This is a genomic window from Arthrobacter sp. Hor0625 (assembly GCF_052567525.1).
On the sequence record NZ_CP199586.1, the window covers coordinates 600,079 to 626,123 of the forward strand.

24 protein-coding genes are annotated in these 26,045 nt (G+C 69.8%); 8 read left to right on the top strand and 16 right to left on the bottom strand.

The genetic code is table 11. The features are described from left to right. Nucleotide 1: 1 nt before the first annotated feature. The 5 genes from ACTWLI_RS02605 to speB all read right to left on the bottom strand — a co-directional run bounded on the left by ACTWLI_RS02605 (nt 2) and on the right by speB (nt 7,543). Complete coding sequence (locus ACTWLI_RS02605; protein WP_445155149.1) at nt 2-1,735, bottom strand: ABC transporter ATP-binding protein; 1,734 nt, start codon at nt 1,733-1,735, stop codon at nt 2-4. Nucleotides 1,736-1,973: 238 nt separating this feature from the next. After that, nucleotides 1,974-4,127: an MFS transporter gene (locus ACTWLI_RS02610; RefSeq protein ID WP_445155150.1), complete on the bottom strand. Its 2,154-nt coding sequence runs from the start codon at nt 4,125-4,127 to the stop codon at nt 1,974-1,976. 4 nt (nt 4,128-4,131) lie between these two features. After that, on the bottom strand, nt 4,132-4,617 hold the full coding sequence (locus tag ACTWLI_RS02615) for a MarR family winged helix-turn-helix transcriptional regulator (RefSeq protein WP_445155151.1): 486 nt from the start codon (nt 4,615-4,617) through the stop codon (nt 4,132-4,134). A 179-nt stretch (nt 4,618-4,796) separates the two neighbouring features. Further along, a complete protein-coding gene (locus ACTWLI_RS02620) occupies nt 4,797-6,458 on the bottom strand; it encodes a thiamine pyrophosphate-binding protein (RefSeq protein ID WP_445155152.1) in 1,662 nt (553 codons plus the stop codon). Next, a complete protein-coding gene (gene speB / locus ACTWLI_RS02625; RefSeq protein WP_445155153.1) occupies nt 6,455-7,543 on the bottom strand; it encodes an agmatinase in 1,089 nt (362 codons plus the stop codon). Before speB ends, ACTWLI_RS02620 begins: the two co-directional genes overlap by 4 nt. A gap of 371 nt (nt 7,544-7,914) precedes the next feature. Between speB and ACTWLI_RS02630 the strand changes: the two genes are divergently transcribed. Beyond that, nucleotides 7,915-8,739, top strand: coding sequence for a DUF559 domain-containing protein (locus tag ACTWLI_RS02630; RefSeq protein ID WP_445155154.1), 825 nt, complete (start codon nt 7,915-7,917; stop codon nt 8,737-8,739). A 338-nt stretch (nt 8,740-9,077) separates the two neighbouring features. Here the strand turns inward: ACTWLI_RS02630 and ACTWLI_RS02635 are convergent, their stop codons facing one another. Next, the gene (locus ACTWLI_RS02635; protein WP_445155155.1) at nt 9,078-9,653 is read right to left on the bottom strand and encodes a helix-turn-helix domain-containing protein; all 576 of its coding nucleotides are present in this window, start codon (nt 9,651-9,653) and stop codon (nt 9,078-9,080) included. Between the two features lie 326 nt (nt 9,654-9,979). Here ACTWLI_RS02635 and ACTWLI_RS02640 point away from each other — a divergent pair, with 326 nt between their 5' ends. Further along, nucleotides 9,980-11,506: a sodium:solute symporter gene (locus ACTWLI_RS02640; protein WP_445155156.1), complete on the top strand. Its 1,527-nt coding sequence runs from the start codon at nt 9,980-9,982 to the stop codon at nt 11,504-11,506. A gap of 155 nt (nt 11,507-11,661) precedes the next feature. On the opposite strand, the gene ACTWLI_RS02645 is transcribed toward ACTWLI_RS02640, so the two are convergent. Then, complete coding sequence (locus ACTWLI_RS02645) at nt 11,662-11,895, bottom strand: hypothetical protein (protein WP_445155157.1); 234 nt, start codon at nt 11,893-11,895, stop codon at nt 11,662-11,664. A gap of 302 nt (nt 11,896-12,197) precedes the next feature. On the opposite strand from ACTWLI_RS02645, the gene ACTWLI_RS02650 reads away from it, so the two are divergent. Next, nucleotides 12,198-13,394 carry a VIT1/CCC1 transporter family protein gene (locus ACTWLI_RS02650; RefSeq protein ID WP_445155158.1) on the top strand — a complete coding sequence of 399 codons (1,197 nt, stop codon included), beginning with the start codon at nt 12,198-12,200 and terminating at the stop codon, nt 13,392-13,394. After that, the gene (locus ACTWLI_RS02655; protein ID WP_445155159.1) at nt 13,394-14,326 is read left to right on the top strand and encodes a matrixin family metalloprotease; all 933 of its coding nucleotides are present in this window, start codon (nt 13,394-13,396) and stop codon (nt 14,324-14,326) included. Before ACTWLI_RS02650 ends, ACTWLI_RS02655 begins: the two co-directional genes overlap by 1 nt. A gap of 61 nt (nt 14,327-14,387) precedes the next feature. Here the strand turns inward: ACTWLI_RS02655 and ACTWLI_RS02660 are convergent, their stop codons facing one another. Beyond that, on the bottom strand, nt 14,388-15,521 hold the full coding sequence (locus ACTWLI_RS02660) for an LOG family protein (RefSeq protein ID WP_445155160.1): 1,134 nt from the start codon (nt 15,519-15,521) through the stop codon (nt 14,388-14,390). A 9-nt stretch (nt 15,522-15,530) separates the two neighbouring features. Continuing rightward, nucleotides 15,531-16,025 carry a polyketide cyclase / dehydrase and lipid transport gene (locus ACTWLI_RS02665; RefSeq protein ID WP_445155161.1) on the bottom strand — a complete coding sequence of 165 codons (495 nt, stop codon included), beginning with the start codon at nt 16,023-16,025 and terminating at the stop codon, nt 15,531-15,533. 71 nt (nt 16,026-16,096) lie between these two features. On the opposite strand from ACTWLI_RS02665, the gene ACTWLI_RS02670 reads away from it, so the two are divergent. After that, the gene (locus tag ACTWLI_RS02670) at nt 16,097-16,852 is read left to right on the top strand and encodes a gamma-glutamyl-gamma-aminobutyrate hydrolase family protein (protein ID WP_445155162.1); all 756 of its coding nucleotides are present in this window, start codon (nt 16,097-16,099) and stop codon (nt 16,850-16,852) included. A 19-nt stretch (nt 16,853-16,871) separates the two neighbouring features. Here ACTWLI_RS02670 and ACTWLI_RS02675 read toward each other — a convergent pair whose 3' ends face one another. Beyond that, nucleotides 16,872-18,137 (bottom strand): MFS transporter, encoded by a 1,266-nt coding sequence (locus tag ACTWLI_RS02675; RefSeq protein WP_445155163.1) that lies wholly within the window; start codon nt 18,135-18,137, stop codon nt 16,872-16,874. 169 nt (nt 18,138-18,306) lie between these two features. On the opposite strand from ACTWLI_RS02675, the gene ACTWLI_RS02680 reads away from it, so the two are divergent. The 3 genes from ACTWLI_RS02680 (at nt 18,307) to ACTWLI_RS02690 (ending at nt 19,748) form a co-directional block, all read left to right on the top strand. Further along, complete coding sequence (locus ACTWLI_RS02680; protein WP_445155164.1) at nt 18,307-18,756, top strand: MarR family winged helix-turn-helix transcriptional regulator; 450 nt, start codon at nt 18,307-18,309, stop codon at nt 18,754-18,756. Between the two features lie 153 nt (nt 18,757-18,909). Beyond that, nucleotides 18,910-19,269 (top strand): ArsR/SmtB family transcription factor, encoded by a 360-nt coding sequence (locus tag ACTWLI_RS02685; RefSeq protein ID WP_445155165.1) that lies wholly within the window; start codon nt 18,910-18,912, stop codon nt 19,267-19,269. Continuing rightward, nucleotides 19,266-19,748, top strand: coding sequence for an SRPBCC family protein (locus ACTWLI_RS02690; protein WP_445155166.1), 483 nt, complete (start codon nt 19,266-19,268; stop codon nt 19,746-19,748). Before ACTWLI_RS02685 ends, ACTWLI_RS02690 begins: the two co-directional genes overlap by 4 nt. Here the strand turns inward: ACTWLI_RS02690 and ACTWLI_RS02695 are convergent. The 6 genes from ACTWLI_RS02695 to ACTWLI_RS02720 all read right to left on the bottom strand — a co-directional run bounded on the left by ACTWLI_RS02695 (nt 19,706) and on the right by ACTWLI_RS02720 (nt 25,989). Beyond that, entirely contained in the window at nt 19,706-20,494 is a 789-nt protein-coding gene (locus ACTWLI_RS02695; RefSeq protein ID WP_445155167.1) for a triose-phosphate isomerase family protein, read from the bottom strand. The genes ACTWLI_RS02690 and ACTWLI_RS02695 overlap by 43 nt on opposite strands. Before the next feature lie 36 nt (nt 20,495-20,530). Then, nucleotides 20,531-21,877, bottom strand: a complete 1,347-nt coding sequence (locus tag ACTWLI_RS02700; protein ID WP_445155168.1) for an MFS transporter — start codon at nt 21,875-21,877, stop codon at nt 20,531-20,533. A 97-nt stretch (nt 21,878-21,974) separates the two neighbouring features. After that, the gene (locus tag ACTWLI_RS02705; protein WP_445155169.1) at nt 21,975-22,742 is read right to left on the bottom strand and encodes an SDR family NAD(P)-dependent oxidoreductase; all 768 of its coding nucleotides are present in this window, start codon (nt 22,740-22,742) and stop codon (nt 21,975-21,977) included. 39 nt (nt 22,743-22,781) lie between these two features. Then, on the bottom strand, nt 22,782-23,735 hold the full coding sequence (locus ACTWLI_RS02710; RefSeq protein WP_445155170.1) for a 3-hydroxyacyl-CoA dehydrogenase family protein: 954 nt from the start codon (nt 23,733-23,735) through the stop codon (nt 22,782-22,784). Then, nucleotides 23,732-24,256, bottom strand: a complete 525-nt coding sequence (locus ACTWLI_RS02715) for a ribose-5-phosphate isomerase (protein ID WP_445155171.1) — start codon at nt 24,254-24,256, stop codon at nt 23,732-23,734. The genes ACTWLI_RS02710 and ACTWLI_RS02715 overlap by 4 nt, the downstream gene beginning before the upstream one ends. Before the next feature lie 11 nt (nt 24,257-24,267). Beyond that, nucleotides 24,268-25,989, bottom strand: coding sequence for a dihydroxyacetone kinase family protein (locus tag ACTWLI_RS02720; RefSeq protein ID WP_445155172.1), 1,722 nt, complete (start codon nt 25,987-25,989; stop codon nt 24,268-24,270). Nucleotides 25,990-26,045 lie beyond the last annotated feature (56 nt).

Consider the following 26,045-nt stretch of genomic DNA (forward strand, 5'->3'; position numbering starts at 1 on the left):
CTCACGCGATGGCCTCCGCGGTCAGCTGGGATTCGACGATTTCCTGGTAGGTGCTGGAGCTGGCGAGCAGCTCCTCGTGGGTTCCGCGGTCCACGATCCGGCCGTTGTCCAGCACCAGGATCTGGTCCGCGTCTGCGATCGTGGAGACGCGCTGGCCGACGATGATGACCGTGGCGTCAGCGGTCTTGGCCTTGAGGGCCTTCCGCAGCCGGGCGTCGGTGGCGACGTCCAGGGCGGAGAAGGAGTCATCGAAGAGGAAAACCTTGGGTTCGGTCACGAGGGCCCGGGCGATGCAGAGCCGCTGGCGCTGCCCGCCGGAGACGTTGGTGCCGCCCTGCGAAATCCGGGCGCCGAGGCCGTTCTTCTTTTCGCGGACGAAGTCGGCGGCCTGGGCGACGGTGAGGGCATCCCAGAGTTCCGCATCGGTGGCCTCGGACTTGCCGAAGCGCAGGTTGTGCTCGATCGTGCCGGAGAAAAGGTAGGGCCGCTGCGGCACCATCGCGACGCGGCCGGTGATCTCGGCGCGGTCCAGCTGGGTGACGGGGACGCCGTCGAGCAGTACCTCGCCGGAGGCGGCGTCGAAGAGCCGCGGCAGCAGCGCCAGCAGGGTGGTCTTGCCGGCGCCGGTGGAGCCGATGATCGCGACCGTCTGGCCCGGCTCGGCGGTGAAGCTGATGTCGCTGAGCACCGGAGCTTCCGCGCCCGGGTAGGCGAAGGAGACGTTGCGGAACTCCACCCGGCCGGCCTTGGCGGCCGGGGTGACGGGGGCGGCCGGTTCGTGGAGGGAGGGCTCGACGTCGAGCACCTCGCCGATGCGGTCGGCGCAGACCGAGGCGCGCGGGATCATCATGGCCATGAAGGTGCCCATCATGACGGCCATCAGGATCTGCAGCAGGTACTGCAGGAAAGCGGTCAGCGAACCGACCTGCATCTCCCCCGCGTCCACCCGCTGGCCGCCGAACCACAGCACGGCGGCGGTGGAAACGTGCAGGATCATGCCGATGGCCGGGAACATCAGCACGAACAGGGCGCCGATTTTCAGCGAGACGTCGGTGAGGTCCTTGTTCGCCGTGCCGAAGCGCTGCGTCTCGTGCGGTTCGCGGACGAAGGCGCGGACGACGCGGATGCCGATGATCTGCTCGCGCAGGATCCCGTTGAGCCGGTCGATCTTGGTCTGCATGGCGCGGAAGAGCGGCATCAGCCGGACCACGAGGTAGCCGACCACCACGACCAGCAGCGGGACGGACACCCAGACCAGCCAGGAGAGGTTGAGGTCTTCACGGAGGGCCATGACGATGCCGCCGATGCACATGATCGGGGTGGCGACCATGAAGTTCAGGCCCATCAGCATGAGCATCTGGACCTGCTGGACATCGTTGGTGCCGCGGGTGATCAGCGTCGGGGCGCCGAAGACGTTGACGTCCCGGGCGGAGAAGCTGCCGACCTTGCGGAAGACCGCCCGGCGCAGGTCCCGGCCGAAGGCCATGGCGGCCTTGGACCCGAAGTAGACCCCGGCAATCGCGGTGACCACCTGGATGAGGGCGACGCCGAGCATCAGGCCGCCGGTGCGCCAGATGTAGTCGGTGTCGCCGCGGGAGACGCCCTCGTCGATGATCTGGGCGTTGAGGCTGGGGAGGTACAGGGCCGCGATGGTGGAGGCCAGCTGGAATACGACGACGGCCGCGATATACGGCAGATACGGCTTGGAGTAGCGCCGCATGAGGGTGACAAGCATGCCCACGGGTCCTTTGGGGAGGGTCAAAAATGCTGAGAAGAAAGTAATAGCAGCCCGGGCCGACACCCTGAGCTGTCCTACTCTACGGAATCTCCCGCCGGGGCAACACCTCCGGGCCGTTCCGGAAGCGGACAGCTTGGCGGGGGTGCCCGCCGGGGGGTGCCCGCAGGGGACGCAGCGGCCCCGCAGCACCCGGGGGTCCGGGTGGTGCGGGGCCGCTGTGGCGTGCCGGGGAGCGCTATTCGCTGCGGTGCCGGCCGTGCGTGGCGATGTAGTCCGCCGCCGCGCGCTGCAGCTTCCGTTCCTTGGCCAGCTGACGGCGCAGGGTGGTGAGCTGTTCACTGGCCTTGGCCTGCTCGGCGGCGATGGCCCGCTGCTCCGCGGCCTGCTCCTGGACCGCGCGCAGGGCCTCGGAGAGCTGCACCTGCTGTTCGGCCAGCAACTGCTGGGTCTGCAGCAGCAGCGGCAGCAGGTCCGCGGCGTCGGCCCGGGTCTCCGCCTCGGCCAGCATGGTCCGGGAGCGGGAGCGGGCACCTTCGCGTTCGGCCCGGGGCTCGCCGTCGCGCCGGCTGTCCGGGGAGAGCCGCGCAGCTTCCGGGAAGCGGGAGCCGTTGGCGCGCTGCCGGCCCAGAACCTCGATGAACTCGCGGTCCAAGTCGACGACGCCGGTGGCGCGCTGCGGGGCACCGTCCGTGGCGGCGGCGTTGGTGGCGGTGCTGGCCGCGCCGTGGGCGGGGCTCGCGACCGCGCCGCCGGCGGCAGCCACGCCGTCGGCGTCTGCTCCGGAACCGGTGACGGCCGCAGCGGCCGTCGCCTCCGGCTGGATGTCCACCGTGCGGCGCAGCGGCTTTTCCTTGATGAAAAGGATGGCGATCAGGGCGATGATGCCGATCACTGCGGAGATCAGGAAGATTTCCGCCGTGGCGTCACCGTAGGCAGCACGCATGATATCGCGGATCTGCGGGGGCAGGTCCTTCAGGTCCATGCTGCCGCCGGCCGAGCCTCCGGCGACCGGGATGCCGGCGGCGGCCAGGCCCTCGGTGGCCAGTTCCTTGACCCGGTTGCCGAGCACGGCGCCCAGGACCGAGACGCCGATGGCGCCGCCCACGGAGCGGAAGAACGCGACGGAGGCGCTGGCGGTGCCGATGTCGGTGGCGCGGACGGTGTTCTGCACGGCCAGCACGAGGTTCTGCATCAGCAGGCCCAGGCCCAGGCCGAGCACGGCGGTGTAGAGGCCGGTCACGCAGAGTTCGGTGGTGTGGTCGATGGTGCCGGCGAGGCCGAGGCCGCCGATCAGCAGGATGGACCCGGCGATCAGGTAGCGCTTCCACTTGCCGGTGCGGCTGATCAGCTGGCCGGAGAGCACGGAACCGATCAGGTTGCCGGCGATCATGGGCAGGGTCAGCAGGCCGGCTTCGGTGGGGCTGGCGCCCCGGGCCACCTGGAAGTACTGGCCGAGGAAGGCGGAGGAGCCGAACATGCCGACGCCCACGGCCACCGAGGCGAGGATGGCCAGCGCGGTGGTGCGCTCGGAGATGATCTTCAGCGGGATGATCGGCTGGGCCACGCGGGATTCGACGAACACCAGCAGGGCCAGGAGGGCAACGCCGCCGCCGACCATCGCGGCCGTCTGCCAGGACCACCAGTCGTAGTAGTCGGGGTTGCCGGCGAAGGACACCCAGATCAGCAGCAGGCTGACGCCGGAGGTCAGCAGGATGGAGCCGAGCCAGTCGATCTTGGCGGGGCGCTTCACGTGCGGCAGCTTCAGGGTGATCTGCAGCAGGATCAGGGCGACGATGGCAAGCGGGACGCAGACGAAGAAGGTCCAGCGCCAGCCGAGCGGGCTGTCGACGATGAAGCCGCCCAGCAGCGGGCCGCCCGCGGTACCGACGGCCATCACGGCGCCCATGTAGCCGGAGTACTTGCCGCGGTCGCGCGGCGGAATGATCGAGCCAATGATCGCCTGGGCCAGCGCGGTCAGGCCACCCATCGCCACGCCCTGGATCACCCGGGCGGTCAGCAGCAGCGGGATGGTTTCGGACAAACCGGCCATGACGGAACCGGCGACGAAGATCACGATGCTCAGCTGGACGAGGAACTTCTTGTCGAACAGGTCCGCGAGCTTGCCCCAGATCGGGGTGGTGGCGGCGTTCGCCAGCAGCGCGGCGGTGATGACCCAGGCGAAGTCGGTCTGGGTGCCCTTGAGTTCCGACATGATGGTCGGCAGGGCGTTGGCCACGATGGTGCTGCTGATGATTGCGGTGAAGAACGCCGCCAGCAGGCCGGTCAGGGCCTCCATGATCTGGCGGTGGCTCATGGCCACCGGAGGTGCGGGATGTGAGTGCGGTGTGGGAGCCGGGGATGGCCCGGCGGCGGCAGCGTGGCTGGCCATGGTTTTACTCCTCAACAAAGGTGGTCGTATTGGTGGATCCGGCCGTCTTTGCCCGGGCTGAAGTCCGTAGGGATTCAGCGAGTTTTTTCAGGGTGCGCGCGGTGTCTTCGACGTCGTCCTCGCTCCAGTCCTGCAGGAAGGCCTGCAGGGTGGCCGCGCGCTGGGCCTCGATGGAGCGCAGCTTCTCGACCCCCGCCGGCGAGAGCGCAATCAGCTGCGCCCGCCCGTCCTCCGGGTCCGGCCGGCGGACCACGTAGCCCTGCTCCAGCAGTTCGGCGAGGTGCCGGCTGAGGACGGGAGCGCTGACACCGAGCCGTTCCGCTAGGCGGGTAGCCCGGGTCTCCCCCTCCCCCACGAAGCGCAGCACGCCTTGCAGCGCCACGCCCGTGTCTTCGCCGCGGAGGTTGGCCGCGGCAACACACCGGACGGCGCGCTGGAGGTCGAAAATCTGATGGACCAGTTTGGCCGCAGTGCTCGATGCAACTGACATGAGAGGACACCCCTTAATTACTTGCCCGAAGCAACAATAGCTTAATTTGATTGCTTTGGGAAACTAAGAAGCCCTCACGCCCCTGCGCGAACGGACACTTGAGGCCCCGAATCCGTTGGGATTCGGGGCCTCAAGTGTCCGTTCGCGCTATTGGAGGTGTTGGTGGGTGGGGAGGGGTGCTAGACGTCCAGGTGGGTGGGGGCGAACATCTTGAGCAGGGTTTCGACGACGACGACGTTCGGGCCGTCTGCGGCGAAGCCCGCCTTCAGCGCGTCCCCGACGTCCTCGGGCGCCACCCGGACGGCCGGGACGCCGAACGCCTCGGCGAGCTTGACGAAGTCCGGCCGGGCCAGCTCGGTGGCGGTGGCCTTACCGAAGGCGCCCACCATGTATTCGCGCAGGATGCCGTAGCCGCCGTCGTCGACAATCAGCCAGGTGACCGGAACGTTGTGCTGCTTGGCGGTGGCCAGCTCGGAGATCGAGTACATCGCCGAGCCGTCGCCGGAGACCGCGAGCACGCGGGACGAGCCGCCGCCCTGCCCGGTGGTTTCCAGGCCCACGGCCCCGCCGATAGCTGCCGGGAAGCCGAAACCGAGGCCGCCGGCGCCCTGGGCGGAGTGGAACTGGCCCTCGCGGGCGTCCCAGCAGCTCCAGGCCCAGTAGGCGGAGATCGTCATGTCCCAGAAGGTCTGCATCGTCGCGGGCACGGCCTCGCGGATGTCGGCCATGAACTTCAGCTCCTTGGCGAGGTCCTGGGATTCCAGCCGGGCCTTGACCTTGGCCAGGGTGTCCTTGACCAGGTCCTCCGGCGCGCGGCCGTGCCAGTCCGGGCGGGCGTCGGCGGAGACCAGGGCCTCGTCCAGGGCCGCGAGCGCCTGGCCGGCGTCAGCCCGGATGCCCAGGCCGGGCCGGTTGGACTCGAGTACGCGGGGTTCGGCGTCGATCTGGATGATCCGGCCGCGCGGTTCGAAGGTGAAGTAGTTGGAGGTGACCTCCCCCAGCGAGGACCCGATGACAACCAGCACGTCGGCGTCCTCGAGCAGCTCGGTCATGTACTGATCCTCGATCCAGGACTGGAGCGAGAGTTCATGGTTCCACGGAAAGGCGCCGTTGCCGCCGGGGGTGCAGATCACCGGCGCGCGCAGCTTTTCCGAGATGGACAGCAACGACTTCTCCGCGTGCCCGCGGCGGGTGCCGCCGCCGGCGATGATGGCCGGGCGCTTCGCCTCGGACAGCCAGTGGACCGCCTCGCGAACGAGCTCCACCCGGGGCGGGTTATCGGCGGCCTCAGCGAGGGCATCCTCCACTGGCGGCACCATGATCGGATCCAGCAGCACGTTCTGCGGGATTTCAATCCACACCGGGCCCTGCGGCGAGGAAATGGCCTCGGTCCAGGCGTCCTGGATGGCCGAGGGGATGCCGGAAGCGTGCTGGATCAGGCGCTGGCTCTTGGTGACGTTGGCCGCGGAGGCCTTCTGGTCATCGAGCTGGTGCAGCATGCCCTTGCGGCGGGCGCCCAGTCCTTCGAGCGGGATCTGGCTCGCCACGACGACCATCGGCACGCCGGTGGCGTAGGCCTCCTGCAGGCCGGCGAGCGAGGTCAGGGCGCCCGGTCCGGTGGAGAGGAACAGCACGCCGACCTCGCCGGTGGCGCGGGAGTACCCGTCGGCGGCGAAGGCCGAGTTGTTTTCCACCCGGGAGGAGACGAAGTGCAGATTGCCGCGGCCCATGGCGTCAAAGAGGCCGAGGGCGTGCTGGCCGGGGATGCCGAAGACGGTCTTGGCGCCGAGCGCCTCGAGGGTTTCGACGACGAGGTCGCCGCCGTTGCGCACGCCGGTCACAGCGCAGCCCCGGTCTCGGCGGGACGGGTTCCGGCGGCGGCGAAGCCGGCCGGGCGGCGGGACTCCTGGCCGAGGGCCTGCGCGGCGTAGCCGTTCGGCGCGCCGGCACGGTCGCCGTCGACGGCGTTGTCCGCCATTAGGGTGACCAGTTCGTAGGCGACGTGGCTGGCCGCGACGCCGGTAATCTCGGCGTGGTCGTACGCGGGGGCGACCTCGACGACGTCGGCCCCCACCAGGTTCATGCCGCGGAAGCCGCGGATGATTTCGAGCAGTTCGCGGCTGGTGAGGCCGCCGGCTTCCGGGGTTCCGGTGCCGGGGGCGTGGGCCGGGTCGAGGACGTCGATGTCGACGGAGATGTAGAGCGGGCGGTTGCCGATCCGGTCGCGGACCTTGGCGACCGTTTCCAGCACGCCCTGGTAGTAGACGTCGGCGGAGGTGACGATGCCGAACCCGAAGCGGTGGTCGTCGTCGAGGTCCTTCTTGCCGTAGAGCGGGCCGCGGGTGCCGATGTGGCTGATTGCCTCGGTGTCGAGGATGCCTTCTTCGACGGCGCGGCGGAAGGGGGTGCCGTGGGTGTATTCGGCGCCGAAGTAGGTGTCCCAGGTGTCCAGGTGCGCATCGAAGTGCAGCATGGCGACGGGCTGGCCGGCGCGTTCGGCGGCGGCGCGGAGCAGCGGCAGGGCGATGGTGTGGTCCCCGCCGAGGGTCAGCAGCTTGCTGCCGGAGGCGGTCAGGTCCAGCGCGTTCTGCTGGATGGTCTCGATCGCCTCGTTGATGTTGAACGGGTTGACGGCCATGTCGCCGGCGTCGGCCACCTGGATGTTTTCGAACGGGCTTACATCCCAGGCCGGGTTGTAGGGCCGCAAGAGGCGGCTGGCCTCCCGGACATGGTTGGCGCCGAAGCGGGCGCCGGGCCGGTAGGAGACGCCGGAGTCAAACGGCACCCCGACGACGGTGACATCGGCCTTGGAGACCCGGTCCAGCCGCGGCAGCCGGGCATAGGTGGCGGCCCCGGCATAGCGCGGGATGCGGGAGGAATCGATGGGGCCGAGGTTGCCGTTGGCTTCGATGCGCAGCTCTTCCACGAGTGGCGTCTCCTTAGGGGGTGGTCCGGCGGGTGTGATTGCCATCATACACTTCAAGTTGCCCGTGGCGCATCAGATGTTTACCTGACTGCCGCTGTCGACGCCCCGGGCGCTACCGTTCCCCCGCCCGGGCCGCCCAATTGCCCGGTTCTCCGCGAGGGCCGGACGTTCCTCCCCAGTTACTGGCCGCCGCCGGTCGCGCCGCTCGGCCGAAGACGCGTGGATCCGCGGATGTCGGCTGCCGCGACACGCCGGCCGGGGAAGTAACTGGGCGGGAACGCTCGGGGCCGGCGACCGCGGAGCCCGCAAAGTTGTCCAGATAGCAGGGCTTCCCGGTTCCAGCCGGGGCGGCGGCAATCTGCACTTGTCCTATGGATCCCCTCGCCTACCTGGCCCAGCTGGGCGGCGTCGCCCGGACCGGCCAGTTCCTGTCCGCCGGCTACAGCCGCCGGGATGTTGCCCGGCTGTCCCTGGTTGCCCGCCAGCCACGAAGGGGCGTCTTTGCCCTGCCCGACTGCAGACCCGAGTTCCTGGCCGCCCTGCAGCACAATGCCCGGGTCAGCTGTGCCAGCGCCGCCCGCCACTATGGCCTCTGGCTGCGGGACCCGCCCGCCCGGCACCACCTCGCGTGCAACCACGGCCACGGCCGCGGCTTTGTCCGGCACCGGACGGTTCGGTTCGAGGGGCCCGCGGAGCTTCCCGTGGCCGCCGTCGAAGATGTGGTGCTGCATGCCCTGGGCTGCCTCGCTCCCCCGGCGTCCACCGCTATCGCGACGTCGGCCATGCGGCTGCTCGGCGTCCCGCTGGCACTGCTGAAAGCCGAACTCACCGCCGACCGGTCCGGGACTGCCCGGCGGGCACTTCGGTTACTCGATCTGCGGGCAGAGTCCATTGTTGAAGTGGACGCCCAGCATCTCTTCAGGACCAACGGCATCGGCTACGACGCCCAGATCTTTTTGCCCGGCATCGGCCGGGTCGACTTCCTGCTGGAAGGGTTCTTGATCGTCGAAGTGGACGGCTTTGCGTTCCACTCGAGCCGGAAAGACCTTCGTCGGGACCTCCAGCGGAACAATGCCGCGGCCCTCGGGGGTTTCGCGTCGCTCCACTACATGCCCGAGGACATCTGGGTCGAACCGGAGCGCGTGCTGGCCGAGATCCGGGCGGTTTTGGCCGAGGGACCGCGGCGTGTCCGGTAGAGCCAGGGTCAGGGTGCGGACGCTCCCGCCCGGTTAGTTGGCCGGCCACGTCGGGACGTCCGCGGAAAACCGGCGTCCCTGGCGCGGCGACCGCACTGCTGCCGGGAGTAACTGGGCGGGAAGGCCCGGGGCGCCGAAGGGTCAGGGTGCGGACGCTCCCGCCCGGTTACTTGGCCGGACACGTCGGGACGTCCGCGGAAAACCGGGGTCCCTGGCGCGGCGGGCGCGGTGCTGCCGGGAGTAACTGGGCGGGAAGGCCCGGGGCGCGCCGAAGGATTGAGGGTTGAGGGTCGGCCAGCGCACCAAGCGGGGGCAGCGGGGACCAGCGGCCGGGGCGCCTAGCGGCTGGCGGCCGGGACCAGCACCCAGAGCACTTCGACGGGCTCGTCGGCGGGGTTGATCCAGGTATGCGGCTCCCGGCCGGGGAAGGTGACGGTGTCGCCGGTCTGCAGCTCGAACTCCTCGTTGGTCAGCACCAGGCGGATGCGGCCCTTGACGACGTGCAGCACGTCGACGTCGCAGTCCACGGCGTAAAGCTCGGATTCGCCACGGCCCCGGGGTTCGATCACGGCCTGGATGATCTGGACCCGGCGTTCCGAGCGGGCCGTCAGCAGGCGTTCGACGATGCCCTCGCCGCCGAGTGAGATCCGCGGCCCCTCGCCCTGCCGGGTGAGATGGGTTTCCGGAGCGGCAAAGAGGTCGCCAATCGAGATGGACAGGACCTGGCACAGGGTCACGAGCGAACTGACGGACGGCGAGGTCAGGTCCCGTTCCACCCGGCTAAGGAACCCTTTGGTCAGGCCGGTGGCGTCGGCCACCTGCTCGATCGTGAGCCGCTGCGATTGCCTGGCGGCACGGATCCTGGAACCAATAGCAACGGGTACGTTGCTTGGTTCAACGGGAAGAGCTTTCATCTGGGAACCTTTCACGGTCGGCCGCGCGGCCCCGTACTGGAGCCAATCCTAGCCCCCTGCAGCGCGGGACGGCCCGCCGGGACACGGGGCCGGTCCGCCTTGACTGTTGCGGGGGTCACACCCTAGTGTGTGGCAACAAGTGTTGCCTATTAGGCAATCATTGCAGGCGTCCGGTCGCATAATCCGGCCGAGGCTCCAGTCTTCAGCCCCGGCTCCTGGCCACCGATACCGAACCCGTCAGCCCTAAACCGTCTGGCATCGCCGACCACCGGCCGCAATGTTGCGGTCCGGCGGCGTCGCCGCCCAACCGCTCCGAGGAGCATTCAATGGACGCAAGTTTCGTCAACATCGCCATCGTGGTGGTCTATCTGATCGCCATGCTGGCCTTCGGATGGTGGGGTAAATCCCGCACCAAGACCAATAGTGACTTCCTCGTAGCCGGACGCCGGCTCGGCCCGTTCCTCTACACCGGCACCATGGCCGCCGTCGTCCTGGGCGGTGCCTCGACCGTCGGTGGCGTCGGCCTGGGCTACAAGTTCGGCATCTCCGGCATGTGGCTGGTGGTCGCCATCGGCGCCGGCGTCCTGCTGCTGAGCCTGCTGTTCGCCAGCACCATCCAGAAGCTGAAGATCTACACCGTCTCGCAGATGCTGAACCTGCGCTACGGAAGCCGCGCCACCCAGACCTCGGGCATCGTCATGCTGGCGTACACCCTGATGCTCTGCGCCACGTCCACCAGCGCCTACGCCACAATCTTCGTGGTCCTTTTCGGCTGGGACCGCGCTCTGGCCATAGCCATCGGTGGCGCGATCGTCCTGGTCTACTCGACCATCGGCGGCATGTGGTCCATCACCCTGGCCGACCAGGTCCAGTTCGTGATCAAGACGGTGGGCATCTTCCTGCTCATGCTGCCCTTCACGCTCAACGCCGCCGGCGGCATCGACGGGATCCGCAGCCGCGTCGAGGACAGCTTCTTCCAGATCGACGGCATCGGCGTCCAGACGATCATCACCTACTTCGTCGTCTACACCCTTGGCCTGCTGATCGGCCAGGACATCTGGCAGCGCGTCTTCACCGCCAAGACCCCCACGGTCGCCCGCTGGGGCGGGGCCACGGCCGGCATCTACTGCATCCTCTACGGCGCTGCCGGCGCCATGATCGGCCTCGGCGCCCGCGTGGCCCTGCCGGACATCGACGTCAAGGCCCTGGGCAAGGACGTGGTCTACGCCGAGGTCGCCACGAACCTGCTGCCGATCGGCATCGGCGGCCTGGTCCTCGCCGCGGCCGTTGCCGCCATGATGTCCACCGCCTCCGGCGCCCTGATCGCCGCGGCCACCGTGGCCCGCGCCGACGTCCTGCCGTTCGTCGCCAGCTGGTTCGGCAAGCACATCAGCACCGATGACACGGACAACCCGGAACACGACGTCCGGGCCAACCGCCTCTGGGTCCTGGGCCTGGGCATCGTGGCGATCGTGATCGCGATCATCACCAAGGATGTCGTCGCCGCCCTCACCATTGCCTACGACATCCTGGTGGGCGGACTGCTCGTCGCGATCCTCGGCGGCCTGGTGTGGAAGCGCGGGACCGGAGCGGCAGCGGCCGCCTCCATGGCGGTCGGTTCGGTGATCACCCTCGGCACCATGATTGTCCTGGAGGTCAACGCCGAGGTGCCGTTGGACGGCATCTACGCCAACGAACCCATCTACTACGGCCTGCTGGCTTCCGCCGTGGTCTACCTGGCAGTTTCCCTGCTGACCAAGCCCACGGATCCGGCCGTCATGCGGCACTGGCAGGAACGGGTCGCCGGCGGCGCCGTTGCCGAGGAGGACAAGGCACCGGCGCTGAGCCACTAGCGGCACGACGCCGGCGGGGCGGCAGCGTTTCAGCGCGGCTGCCCGGCGGGGCCGGCACCAGTTCCGGCTACGACGACGGCGGCGCTTCCCTCCGCGGGGAGGCGCCGCCGTCGTCGTGTCTGCGGGTGCCGGAGCGTCCGGCGCACCGCCGCGGTCTACTCCTCGTCCTCCGGCGCCCGGAATTCATCCGCGTCGGCGGGCTCGATGGGCTGCTCGTCGCCCAGGAAATCCTCCGCGTCCAGCGGCACGAGTCGGTCGGCTTCCTCCAGCAGTTCCACGTCGACGGTTTCGGCGTCCCCCACCGGGGCGTCCTCGGCAAAGTCGTAGGCGGGATCCGATTCAACGGAATCCCTGGCCGGCTGGGCGGCGTGTGGTCCGGTGGTGTCCATGGTGCAACCTCCGTGCGGTGGGGCGGCGGCAGTAGAGTGCGGACCGCCGCGGGGGCCGCAGGACGGTCCCGGAAGCGGCCGGGCGGGCCTGCCGTTGAACCCGCCCAGGTGTTTATTCGAACACCGCGGGCGGTGGCGGTCAAGGGTGCTGCCGCCGCACCGCGGCAGGATGCTAAGTTGGCTTACTTTACGGTGCGCCGAAACTTTCCGCTGAGGATTACCGGCCGAAAATCCGCGGAAATCCGGGGTAGGCTGGGGTGGCAATGGGGCCGAACCATGCCCCGTCAACCCAGGAGTTTTCCGTGTCCCAGCACGCGCCATCTGACCACAACCAGTCAGGACCCGGCCGCACCGTGCCCTCCGTAGCGCCCGGTCCCCAGCCGGAGCCCGCCGCCGCGCCCGCACCGGGGGCGTCGTCACCGGCGAGCGCCGCGGACATCAAGCGCTGGCGGCAGTACCTCGCCGATGAACGGGCCGAGGCCGCCGTGTACCGTGACCTCGCGCAGAACCGCAGCGGCGAAGAACGCGAGATCCTGCTGGCCCTGGCCGAGGCGGAACGCCGCCACGAGGCACACTGGCTGCAGCTGCTCGGCGGACAGGCCGGCAAACCGCGGCCGGCGTCGCTGCGGAGCCAGTTCCTGGGCTTCCTGGCCCGGCACTTCGGTTCGGTGTTTGTCCTCGCGCTGGCCCAGCGCGCCGAAAGCCGCTCCCCCTACGCCACCGATCCGCATGCCACCCCCGCGATGGTCGCCGACGAGCAGATCCACGAGGAAGTGGTCCGCGGCCTGGCGACCCGCGGCCGCAACCGGCTCGCCGGCAGCTTCCGTGCCGCAGTCTTCGGCGCCAACGACGGCCTGGTCAGCAACCTCTCGCTCGTCATGGGCATGGCGGCGTCCGGCGTCGGCAGTTCCGTGGTCCTGCTCAGCGGCGTCGCCGGGCTGCTGGCCGGGGCCCTGTCCATGGGCGCCGGCGAGTTCATCTCCGTCCGTTCCCAGCGGGAACTCCTCGCCGCCACCCGGCCGACCCAGGTGACCCTGGCCGCGGCCCCGTCACTGGACATCGAACACAACGAACTGTTGCTGGTCTACCTGGCCCGCGGCATGTCCCGGGAGGCCGCCGAGCACCGCGTCGCGGAGCGGATGGGCCTGCGGGACTGCGACTGCGATCCCAGCCTCTCCCTCCGCCCCGAGCTGCCCGAAGCCGAGGACCAGCACGAGGCTGTCGGCACGGCCTGGAGCGCGGCGGCGTCGAGCTTCTGCTTCTTCGCGTCCGGCGCCATCGTGCCGATCATTCCGTTCCTGCTTGGCATGACCGGCGTTGCCGCCCTGGTGGTATCGGCGGCCCTGGTGGGCATCGCACTGCTGCTCACCGGCGGCGTCGTCGGGCTGCTCTCCGGCACCTCGCCCGCCAGCCGGGCGTTCCGCCAGCTCGCCATCGGCATCGGCGCGGCCGGCGTCACGTATCTTCTTGGCATGGCCTTCGGCGCGGTGGTCGCCTAGTGGACGATCCCGGGTTGAGGCCGCGCGGCCCGCGGCACAGCCGCGCCCGCGGGTCGGCCCGGGTGGTCCGCGACCTGGCCGCCGTCGTCCTGATCGGGTGTTCCGCGTTCCTCGCCGCCAGCCTGGTCTACGGGGATCCCCGCTTCGTCGGGTTGTTCGAATTCAATGACGGCGCCCGCACCCAGCCTGCCGCTCCGGCCGCCCATCCGACGGCCAGCCCGGTGGGCCGGCAGGCCGGTGTTCCGGAGGACGGCTCCCAGATGGCCGTTCCGCCGCCGGGCTACGAGGAGCAGGACCAGCCGCTCGGACAGCCGGCGGCACCGCCGTCGGCCAGCGCCTCCTATAAGTTCCTGGCCACCAACGCCGACGGCACCCCCGTGGGCTACTCCCCCTGCCGGCCGCTGCACTACGTGGTGAACACCGCGCTCGCCCCGGCGGGCGCCGGGCAGCTGGTGGAAAACGCCATCAGGACCGTGTCCGAGGCAACCGGGATCAAGTTCGTCGACGACGGCGCCACCACCGAGAACCCCTCCCCGTCCCGCGCGCCCTACCAAAAGGAGCGCTACGGCGAGCGCTGGGCGCCGCTGCTGATCGCGTGGACCACCCCGGAACAGGCACCGCAGCTCAAGGGCGCCGTGATCGGCACCGGCGGCAGCACGCACTTCAGCTTCGGCGACGGGCCCAAGAGCTTCGTCACCGGCAGCCTGGAGCTAGACGCGCCCCAGATCACCGACGAACTGCGCCGCGGGGACGGTTCGGCGTACGCCACCGCCGTGATCCTGCACGAGCTCGGCCACGTGATGGGCCTCGAACACGTCGACGACCCGACCCAGCTGATGTATCCCGAGATCGGCGCACCCGACGGGCTGGCCGCCGGTGACCTGACCGGCCTGCACGAGCTGGGCCGCGCCCCCTGCCGCAAGGACCTCTGAGCACTTCCGTGCGCCGCTGCCGGGCCGCCAGGCACGCCGCACGCTGCCGGGCCCGACCGTCCTATCGGTCGAGGACGGCGAGCGCTTCCTCGACGCTGTCGACCAGGAAGATCCGCCGCTCCATCCGCCGGCCCGCGGCGAGGCTCTGCAGCAGCGGCCAGGCCGGGAACCGGCGCAGCCAGTGCTCGGCGCCCACCAGCACCATTGGCGTGATGGTCTCCGGCGCCCCGTAGTAGTTTTCGCACGCGTCCTGGAAGATCTCCTGCACGGTGCCGCCGGAGCCCGGCAGGAAGATCACGCCACCGTTGCACAGCTCCAGCAGGATCGCCTCGCGGATGGCGTTGGCGAAGTACTTGGCGATATGCGTGGCGAAATAGTTCGGCGGCTCGTGCCCGTAGAACCAGGTGGGAATGCCCAGCGACGGGACCCCGTCCGGGTGCCGGTCGACGACGGCGGCCGCGGCCCGCGCCCACGCCGAGACCGAGGGCCGGAACCCGGGCACGGCGGCGAGGCTGGCCAGCGCCTGGTCGAAGTCCGCTTCGGCGGCGTTGCTGAGGTAGGCGCCGAAGTTGGCGGCCTCCATCGTGCCTGGCCCTCCGCCGGTGGCGACCACCCGGCCGCTGCGGGCCAGCAGGCGGCCCAGCTGCGCCGCCCCGGTGAAGCCTGCCGAGCCGCGGCTCGCGGCGTGCCCGCCCATCACCCCCACCATGGTCCGGCCATGGCACAGCTCGGAGCGGGTCAGTTCCTCCAGTGCGTCGCCGATCGAATGGTCGTGCAGCGCCGCGGCGAGCGTGGCGTCCAGGCGGTGCCGCTGGCCGGGCCGGATGCTCCACTGGTACACCCGGGCATCCAGGGTGGCCTCGTAGCGGTGGTGCTCGACGCCGGCGTAAAGCTCCTGCGGCGTGTAGAGCCGGCCGCGGTAGGGGTTGAACGGCACCGCCTCCAGCTTGGGGAAGATCAGGGCGCCGCGGCTGCGCAGTGATTCCTCGACGCCGTCGTCGAAGCTGCAGCCGAGGAAGATCGCGCCCTGCGCGTCGAGGGCTTCCAGCGGTTCGCCCCGGCCGCGCAGGTCCAGGGACTGCAGGTGCCAGCCGTGCATGCTGCGGGCGCCGGCTGCGACCAGCCGGTCGAAGGCGTCGAGGCTTTCGACCTCCAGGGTGCGCGGGCTCGGGTGCAGGCTGCGGGCGGCGCTCATCCGGCGGCCCTAGTGCTGGGGATCCGGGGCGGCGCCGGCGGCAGTCCCGGCTCCCGAGGTCAGGTAGGCGTCAAGCTTGGCAAGGGTCTGTTCGATGCTCGCGGGGTGGCGGCGGAGATAACCGGCCAAGCGGAGCAGGATCCGGGCCGGCACGTGCCGCGCATCCCACTGCTCGGTGACCAGGGTGCCGGGTGTCCCGGCGTCGTCGGTCACCGGGCTCAGCACATAGCGCCAGACGTGGCCGCCGAAGTGGCGCCACGCAATCCGCCGGCCTTCCTCGAACTCGCAGACCGTGTTGAGGATCTTGTAGTCCAGCTTGATGTTCATCTCCATGCCGAACTTCCCGCCGAGGCTGAGCCGCTCGGGCCCGCGCGGCTGGGCTCCCTTCACGGTGTCCGAGCCGTCGATCACGCTGTGCAGCGCGGGTGTGGCCAGCACGTCGAAGATGGCTTCCGGGGCGGCGGCGATGAAGCGGCTTCGGGACACGAGGTACTTGCTGTTCATCCGGCAATCCTAGCCCTGCCCCGCGCGCCGTCATGATGCGCTGGCACCGCGGCGGTGATGCAGAATGAAGCATGCAGAATCCCGCTGGCCCCCGCGGCGTCCGCCCCCGCATCGGCATTCCGGTCCGGCTCACCAACTCCTCGGACCCCGATCCGCGGGTGGGCGAGGCCAACGCCCTGTTCGATTACATCGTCGACCTCGTGCGCGACGGCGGCGGCGACCCGGTGCTGCTCACCGCGGCGGAGGAACCCGGCCGGCTCGACGGCGTCATTCTTCCCGGCGGCGGCGACCTGGATCCCCGGCTGTACGGGGAGGAGCCCGGGCCCGCCTGTTACGACGTCAACCGGGACCAGGACTCCCTGGACCTTGCCGTAGCCCGGCAGGCGATCGCCGCCGGTGTCCCGGTGCTGGGGATCTGCCGGGGGCACCAGTTGCTGAACGTGCTGTACGGCGGAACCCTGGTCCAGGACATGGACCAGGGTTCTGTGCCGCACCGGGAGCCCGCCCCGGTGCACGGTGCCGGGCCCTGGGCGTGGCACGAGGTGGGGATCGCGGGCGGTTCCAAGGTGGCCGCCCTGTACGGGGCGGCCGGGGCGCTGACGGTCAAGATTGCCTCCGGCCACCACCAAGCCGTGGCCCGCGTGGCCGACGGTCTCATGGTCACCGGGGTGGCGGACGACGGGACGGTGGAGGCCCTAGAGGACCCGCAGCGCTGGGTGGCGTCGGTGCAGTGGCACCCGGAGGCCCTGGAGCTGCCGGCCGGGGAGCGGCAGGCTCCGTTCCGGGCCTTCGTGGACGTCTGCCGGAACACTCCGGCTTCCGCCTGACCGGCGCCCGGCGCCGCCGCTAGGCCCGCGTGGCGGCAACTGGCGTTCCCGCCTCCTGAACCCGCGCCTCCGCGGGGACGGCTGCATCCGCGCTGGCAGGGGCCTCCGCGCGGGCCGCGGTCATCCGGGCGGCGGCAGTCTTCCGGGCGGCGCCTGCGGCCAGGGCCATCACGGCCAGTCCCAGCAGGGTGATCCCGGCACCGGCCCAGATCGGTGAGGTGTAGCCGAGCCCGGCGGTGATCGTCACGCCACCCATCCATGCCCCCAGGGCGTTGCCGACGTTGAACGCGCCGATGTTAGCCCCGGAGGCCAGGGTCGGGGCGCCGTCGGCGTACTTCATCACCCGCATCTGCAGCCCGGGCACGGTGGCGAAGCCGAAGCCGCCCAGCAGCACCATCGAGGCGATGGTCATCGGCTGGTTGGCCGAGGTGAGGGCGAAGGCGACCAGCACCACGACGAGGGCGGCCAGCACCACCAGCAGCGTTCGGTCCACGTTCCGGTCCGCGGCCTTGCCGCCGAGGGTGTTGCCAATGAAGAGGCCGACGCCGAAGAGGATCAGCAGCCACGGCACGGTGGCCGCGGAGAAGCCCGTGACCTCGGTCAGGGTGAACGCGATGTAGGTGAAGGCGCCGAACATGCCGCCGTAGCCGAGGACGGTCACGGCGATCGACAGCCAGACCTGCCCGGAACGGAACGCCCGGAGTTCACCGCGCAGGCCGCCGGCAGCCGCCTCGCCCGGGCCGGTCTTGGGCACCAGGGCCAGGATGCCCACCAGCGCGAGCACGCCGATGCCGGTGATGGCCCAGAAGGTGGAACGCCAGCCGGCGGCCTGGCCGAGCATGGTGCCGAAGGGGACGCCCAGGACGTTCGCCGCCGTCAGGCCGGTGAACATGATGGCGATGGCCCCGGCCTTCTTCGTGGGCGCAACCATGCCGGCGGCGACCACGGCACCGATTCCGAAGAACGCGCCGTGGGAGAGGGCCGCGATGATCCGGCCGGCCATCATCAGGCCGTAGTCGGGCGCGGTCGCGGAGACGAGGTTGCCGGCGATGAACAGCAGCATCAGCACGGCGAGGACCGGCTTGCGTTCGAAGCGCGTGACGGCGGCGGTCAGGAACAGCGCCCCCACGACGACGGCGAGGGCGTAGCCGGAGATCAGCCAGCCGGCGGTGGCTTCGGTGACGTGGAAGTCGGCGGCCACCTGCGGCAGCAGGCCCATGATGACGAACTCGGTGAGTCCGATGCCGAACCCGCCGAGGGCGAGTGCAATCAGCCCGATAGGCATGGAGAAACTCCTTTTGAACTGTACGGGGGGATGGGAGCGTCGTAAGCTATTAGTTGCAGACGCGGTATTTATTGTTGCACACGCAACTATGCCGCGCAAGCAACTATTTCTGGGCGCCGCCAGCGGGCAGGATCGGCGGCGCGGGCCGGAGTTGAAAGGAAGCACACAGATGGGCATCAAGGACGACGCCGTCGAGGTCCGGGCGCAAGGCTGGCGGACCCTCGCGGCACTGCACGGACTCATTGAGGCGGAGTTGGAGCGCTCGCTGCAGGCCGAGGCGAAGCTGTCGGTGGTGGAATACACCGTGCTCGATGCCCTGGGCCGGCAGGACGGCTGGCATATGCGGATGCAACAGCTGGCCCGGGCCACGGCGCTGAGCCCGAGCGCCACCACGCGCCTGGTAAACCGACTCGAGGACCGCGGGCTGCTGACCCGCATCCTCTGCGCGGATGACCGCCGCGGGATCTACACCGAACTCACGCCCAGCGGGATCACCCTGCTGGAGCAGACCCGGCCGGCGCACGACGCGGCCCTGGAGCGCGCCCTGGACCAAGCGCGAGAGGTGCCGGAACTGGCAACCCTGGTGGAGGCGCTCCCCCGGCTGCACGCCGGGGTCTAGCGCCCGGCGCCTTCCGGGCGTAGGGTTAAACAACCAAGAGGTTGATCAACCTGTTCATTGAATAGCCTTCATTGAACAGCTGCCCGGCCGGGCCCGAAGCCGCGCCGGGCGGTCTTGGAAAGTAGTTGAACTCCCGACAAGAGGATCGTGCCCGTGATCCACGACGACGAACACCTCGACTCCGCCTTCCTGGCGCTGGCCGACCCTGTCCGCCGCCGGATCATCGCCCGGCTCAGCCGGGGGCCGGCCACGGTCAACGAACTGGCGGAACCCTTCGCGATCACCAAGCAGGCGGTCTCGAAGCACATCCAGGTCCTCGAGCAGGCGGGGCTGGTCACGCGCACGCGCGACGCCCAGCGCCGGCCCGTCCACCTGGACCCCGCACGGCTGGAGGCTCTCACCGCATGGATCGACCAGTACCGGCTGGTCCGCGAGGGGCAGTTCCGCAACCTCGACGCCGTGCTCCATTCACAGGCCGCAGCACGCGGCACGCAGGCAAAGGACTCATCATGAGCAACGCCCTGAAACTCACCGTCCCGGAAGGGTTGCCCTTCATCGACTTCGAGCGGGACTTCGATTTCCCCGTCGCCGACGTCTTTCGCGCCCACAAAGACCCCGGCCTCATCGTGCAGTGGCTCGGCCCGCGCGGGCTGACCATGGAAGTGGACCACTATGACTTCCGCACCGGCGGCAGCTACAGCTACACGCACACCGGCCCGGACGGTGTCCCGCACGTCTTCAGCGGGATCTTCCACACGGTCCGGGAGAACGACTTCGCCATCCAGACCTTTGAGTTCGACGGCTACCCGGACGTGGTCAGTATCGAATTTCTGACCTTCACGGACCTCGGCGGCGGCCGCACCCGGCTGTCCGCGCACGCGGTGTACCCCAGCATGGAGGCACGGGACGGCATGGCGCAGTCCGGAATGGAGTCCGGCGTCAGCGAGGGCTACGAGCGGCTCGAGGAGCTGCTCTCCGCCGCCAAGGTCTGAAGCGCCTCGTCGAGCACCCGGCCAAGGTTGCCGGCGTCGTGCGCGAAGCGGCCCAGGAACAGGCCGTCGACGGCGGGAAGCTGCGGCAGCAGGCCGGGGCCGGCGCTGCCGCCGTAAATGACGGGACAGGCGCCGCCGAGGCCCTCGCGGATCAGTGCCGCCACCGCGTTGACGTAGTCCGGCGCGGCGGGCCGGTCCGCGCCGATGGCCCAGACCGGTTCGTAGGCCAGGACCAGGCGCCGGACCAGCTCCTCGTCGCCGGCCACCGCGGCCCGCACCTGGGAGAGGCAGACGCCGGCCGCCTCCTCCGGGCCGGTCCGGGCCTGTTCGCCGATGCACAGCAGCGGCGTGAGCCCGGCGTCGACGGCGGCTCGCACCTTGCGGGCGACGACGCCGTCGTCCTCGCCGAAAAGCGCCCGGCGTTCCGCGTGGCCGATCTCCACCAGTGACACCCCGAGCTCGGCCAGCATGCCCGGGCCGACCTCCCCGGTCAGCGGGCCGTCCCCCCAGGCGCAGTTTTGCGCCCCGAGGAGGACCGGCGAGCTGGCCAGGATTTCCCCCGCCGCCGCCAGGACGGGGAAGGACGGGATGACGAACACCCGGACCTCCCGGCCCAGGGCGGGGCGGGCGTCCACCACGGAGCGCACCTCCGACAGCCAGCGCAGGCTTTGCTGGTAGCCCAGGTACATCTTGGTGCTGACACCGATGTACAGGGGTTCGGCGCTGGTGCCGGAGGTGCGGTTCATGGATCTCCTTGGTGCGGGGCGGTACGTCGGCCGGTTTTAGTCGAGCAGCTCGTCGGCCTTGTTCTTGAACCGCTTGGTGGCGAACATCATCGCCGCCGCCACGAACGGCAGCACACCCAAGGCATAGACACCCATCGAGCCGGTTGGCGAATGCGTGGCTTCGTTGACCGCGGTGCGCAGGATCGGAGCGACGAAGCCGCCCAGGTTGCCCAGCGAGTTGATCAGGCCGATGCCGGCGGCCGCGGCGGAACCGGCCAGGAAAGCCGTTGGGTAGGACCACACCACCGGGCCCACGGCCAGGAAGCTGCAGACTGCCAGGGTAATGAAGATCATGCCCAGGACCGGCTGGTGGTTGGTGCCCGCCCAGGCCGAGCCGAAGATGCACAGGCCGGTGGAGATGAACAGGATCGTGCCGAACTTGCGCCGCTTGACCACCGTGTCGGCCGCCTTGCCGATGAAGTAGCAGGAGAAGATGCCGAAGAACCACGGCACGGCGATCAGCAGGCCGACCGCGAGGCCCACCTTCTGGCCGGTCAGCGAAGAGACCTGCTGCGGAAGGAAGAAGGTCACGCCGTAGACGGCGATCTGCAGGCAGAAGTAGATGGCGGTGAAATACCAGACCCGGCCGTTGCGCATCGCGGCGAGGATGCCGCGGGGGCCGGTCTCATCCTTGATGTTGTCCTCCAGGGCCATGACTTCCTTGAGCGCGTACTTCTCCTCGCCGCTGAGGAACTTGGCCTTCTCGGGGCCGTTGATCAGGAAGAAGAAGGCTGCGATGCCGGCGAGGACTGCGAGCAGGCCCTCGACAAAGAACATCACCTGCCAGCCGCGCAGGCCCGGCACCTGGTCGCCGATGTTGATCAGCCAGCCGGAGAGCGGGTTGCCGATCATCTGGGAGAACGGCTGGGCCAGGTAGAAGATGGCGAACATCTGTACGCGGACCTTGTTCGGGAACCACTCGGCGAGGTACATGATGACGCCCGGGAAGAGCCCGGCCTCGGTCACGCCGAGGAGGAAGCGCAGGATCACGAACGAGGTTTCACCCTGCACGAACGCGAAGCAGGCGGAGACGATGCCCCAGGTGATCGCGATCCGTGCCAGCCAGATCTTGGCCCCGACCTTCTTCAGCAGCAGGTTGCTGGGGATTTCGAAGATCGCGTAGCCGATGAAGAAGATGCCGGCGCCCAGGGCGAACGCCGCGGCGGAGACGCCCTTGTCCGCGCCCAGGGCCGCTTCGGCGAAGCCGACGTTCGTCCGGTCAAGGAAGGAGACGACGTACAGAATGACCAGCATCGGCATCAGCCGGCGGGCCGCCTTGGAAATCGCGGACTTCAGGACCGGGCGGCCCAGAAGTTCCTTGGATGTTGCGGTGGTAACGGACACAGCACTCTCCTTCGAGTGATGAGGTGGGTGGTTCCCCCGCGGGCCGGCGGCCCGCGGTCTGGGTGGTTTCCGGTGCCATGAAGCTCCGGACTCCGGGTCAGTGCATGTACAGGCCGCCGTCGACGTTGAGCGTCTGACCGGAGATGTAGCCTGCGTCCTCGCCGATCAGGAAGTGGATCGCGGCCGCGATGTCGCGGGTGCTGCCCACCCGGTTCACCACCAGGTCCTTGACGAGTTCGTCCTTGCGTTCCTCGCTGAGGGTGCCGCCCATGATGTCGGTGTCGATCGGGCCCGGAGAGATGGCGTTGACGGTGATGTCGTACTCGCCAAGTTCCCGGGCGGTGGCGCGGGTCAGGCCGATCACGCCGGCCTTCGCCACGGAGTACGGAGTCTTGCTGAACGTGCCGCCGCCGCGCTGGGCGGAAACCGAGGAGATGTTCACGATCCGGCCGAGCCGGTTCTTCACCATCGATTCGGCGGCCCGGCGGGTCGCGTAGTGCACGCCGTTCATGTTGATGTTGAGCACCCGGTCCCATTCGGCGGCGTCGAGCTCGAGGTAGGGCACCGGGGAGCTGACGCCGGCGACGTTGGCCAGGGCCACGAGCTGCGGCAGTTCGGCCTCGATCTCGTCGATCGCGGCGCGGACCGAGGCCTCGTCGCCGACGTTGGCGCCGGCACCGTGGGCCTTGATGCCGTGCTTGTCGGCCAGCTCCTTGGCCAGGGCCTTGCTGGCGGCGTCATCGAGGTCGATGACGCCGATGTTCCAGCCGCGCTCGGCGAGGTAGTCCGCGGTGGCCCGGCCGATGCCGCGCTCGGAGACGGCACCGGTGACAATCGCGGTGCGCTCTGCGGGGAAGGTGGTCATGGGTATCTCCTTGGGAAGTGTTTGGTGCGTGCGGGAAGCTCAGGCGAGGGGCGCGGGGCCGAGTTCCTCGATGAGTTTCTGCATGGCGACGTAGGCCTTGTTCCGGTACGCGACCAGTTCGGCGGTCCGCTCGGCCGGCACGTTGAGGAACCCGGAGCCGGTCTTGGTGCCGAGCTGGCCGGCGTCGACCTTTTCCTGCAGGATCTGCGGGGTGGCAAAGCGCTCCGGGAAGCCGGTCTGGAGGGACTTGTAGCAGAAGGCGTAGACGTCGAGCCCGGCCATGTCCGCGATCGCGAACGGGCCGAAGAACGGCAGGCGGAAGCCGAAGGTGGTGCGGACCATGGTGTCCACGTCCTCCGCGGTCGCGATGCCCTCCTCGACTACCTGCGCGGCCTCGTGGAAGAGCGCGTACTGCAGCCGGTTGAGCACGAAACCGGTGACGTCCTTGACGGTGGCGGTTTCCTTGCCGGTCTCCCCCACGATCGCGCGGGCCGTCTCCACGGTGGCCTCGGAGGTGCCCTCGTGCGGGATGACCTCCACGCCGGGGATGAACGGTGCCGGGTTGGAGAAGTGCACGCCGAGGAACCGCTCCGGGTTGGCCACGGCCTCGGCCAGTTTCGCGATGGAGATCGTGGAGGTGTTGGAGCCGATGATGGCGTCCGGGCGCGCGGCGGCGCTGATCCGGGCCAGGGTGGCGTGCTTGATCTCGAGGACCTCGGGTACCGCTTCTTCAATGTAGTCGGCGCCGGCGACCGCTTCCTCGATGTCCTTGGCGGCCCAGAGGTTCTCCTTGAGCTTCTCGGTGGAGCCTGCGGGGAACAGCCCGGCCGCAACGAACTCGTCGGATTCCTTCAGGAGGCGTTCGTAGTTGCTCTGGGCGATCTCGGCGGAGACGTCGGCGAGTGCGACGCGGGCGCCGGCCAAGGCCAGGACCTGGGCGATGCCGCCGCCCATGTAGCCGGAGCCGACGACGGCGATGTTACGAGTGCTCATTTGCTTTCCGATCCTTCCGAAGCTCCTTCATAGGAGTGGATTGCGTCCACCTTGGCCGCGGATGCGGAGGTGTCATCGAAGCGGTGGTCCAGCCATTCGCCGACCAGCTTCTTGGCCAGTTCCAGGCCGATCACGCGCTGGCCCATGGTCAGCACCTGCGCATTGTTGGAGAGGACGGACCGCTCCACGGAGTAGCTGTCGTGGGCGGTGACGGCGCGGATACCGGGCACCTTGTTGGCCGAAATGGCCACCCCCAGCCCGGTGCCGCAGATCAGCAGGGCGCGGTCGGCCTCGCCGGCGGCGACCTTGCGGGCCGCCGCGACGGCCAGGTGCGGGTAGGCGGTGGTGTCGTCGGCGCCGACGCCGACGTCCTCGACGGAGGCGACCCGGGGGTCGGCCTCGAGGAGGGCGCGCAGGGCATTCTTGTATTCAACGCCGGCTTCGTCGTTGCCGACGACGATCCGCCAGCCCGGGCGGGCCTCAGCGGCGCCGGGTGCTGTGGTTTCTGTAGGTTCTGTCATGGGGTACTCCTTCAGCTGCGTTCGATCGAGGCTGCGTAGTCGGCGACCCGGTCCGCGATCAGGCCGAAAGACACGGCCCCGGGGTCGGGGTGGCCCACGCTCTTTTCGGCCAGGGGGCGGGCCCGGCCTTTCTTGGGGCTGAGCCCGGCCGTCGCGTCGGCGGCCCGGGCGGCCGCGTCGGCGGCCGTCCGCAGGCTGCGGACCAGGCCGTCGCCGTCGTCGATGCCCCGGTTGAAGACGTCGGCGAACGGCAGCAGCGCGTCCACCATGGTCTTGTCCCCCGCCTCGGCCTTGCCGAGCGTGAGGATCGCGTCCCGGAGGGCGTCGACGGCGGCGGCCGCGTCCGCCTCGGTGTAGGTGTCCTTGCTGCCCAGGGCCCGGCCGACAGCGGTAACCGCGGCGCCCCAAAGGGCGCCCGAGGTCCCGCCGGCGCGCTCGGCCCACTGCTCGCCGGCCGCTGCGAGGACTTCTTCCAGCCCGGCTCCGGCGGCGTGCGACTGCTCCGCCGCGGCGACGGCGGCGTCCACGCCGCGGCGCATGCCGATGCCGTGGTCACCGTCCCCGGCGATGGCGTCGAGCTTGCCGAGGGCTTCTTCGTGTTCGACGACGGCGGACTGCGCCACCTTGAGCGCCTGGACGGCGGTGCCGGCCAGCGCGGCCGACGCGGCGGTGGCCGTGAACGCCGTCGCCGTCCCGGCCCCTGCCTGGACCGCGACGGACCGGGCCCGGCGCGGGGCGAGGTTGCCCTTGCGGAAGGCCGGGGTGTCGGCGGGGGCGGACCAGAATTGTTCCAGTTCCTCGTCCAGCCAGAACAGCGTCAGGGACAGCCCCGACATGTCCAGGCTGGTGACGAGTTCGCCGCATTCGGGTTCCACGATCTCCAGGCCGGCTGCGGTCAGCAGGGCCTCGATCTTGCCGAACAGGAGGAACAGCTCGTCGTACTTGACGGTGCCCAGCCCGTTGAGGATCGGCACCACCCGGGACCCCGCGGCGTCCGGCTTGTCCTTGAGCAGCCCGTCCACCAGCAGGGAGGCCAGCTCGCTGGCGGTCGGCAGGGGCTGTTCGGAGATCCCCGGTTCGCCGTGGATGCCCAGTCCGACCGACATCATGCCTTCGGGCACCGTGAACAGCGGTTCCGCGGCGCCGGGCAGGGTGCAGCCGGCGAAGGCGACGCCGAGGGACCGGGTGTGGTGGTTGGCTTTGATGGCCAGCCGTTCCACCGCGTCGAGGTCCAGGCCTGCCTCGGCGGCGGCACCGGCGACCTTGAAGACGGTCAGGTCCCCGGCGATGCCGCGGCGCTTGGTGATTTCGGCCAGCGGGGCGCTGGCGATGTCATCGGTGACCAGCACGGTCCGGGTTTCGATGCCCTCGGCGTTGAGCCGCTCCTGCGCCTGGCCGAAGTGGAGCACGTCGCCGGCGTAGTTGCCGTAGCTGAGCAGCACCCCGCCGCCGGTTTCCGCGGCCTTGGCGACGCGGTAGACCTGCCCGGCGGACGGGGACGCGAACATGTTGCCGCAGGCGCTGCCGGCGGCCAGGCCGGCGCCGACCAGCCCGGCAAAGGCCGGGTAGTGGCCGGAGCCGCCGCCGATCACCAGGGCGACCTGCCCGGCCGGGGTCTCGGTGGAGCGGACCACGCCGCCGTCGACCCGGGCCACGTACTGGCGGTGGACCGCGGCGAAGCCGTCGAGGGCGTCGTCGGCGAAGCTTGCGGGATCGTCAAATATCTTGGTCATGATTCCTCGTTGAACCGGTTGGGGCGGTTGGACGGGCGGGACGCCGGGGCGCCGCT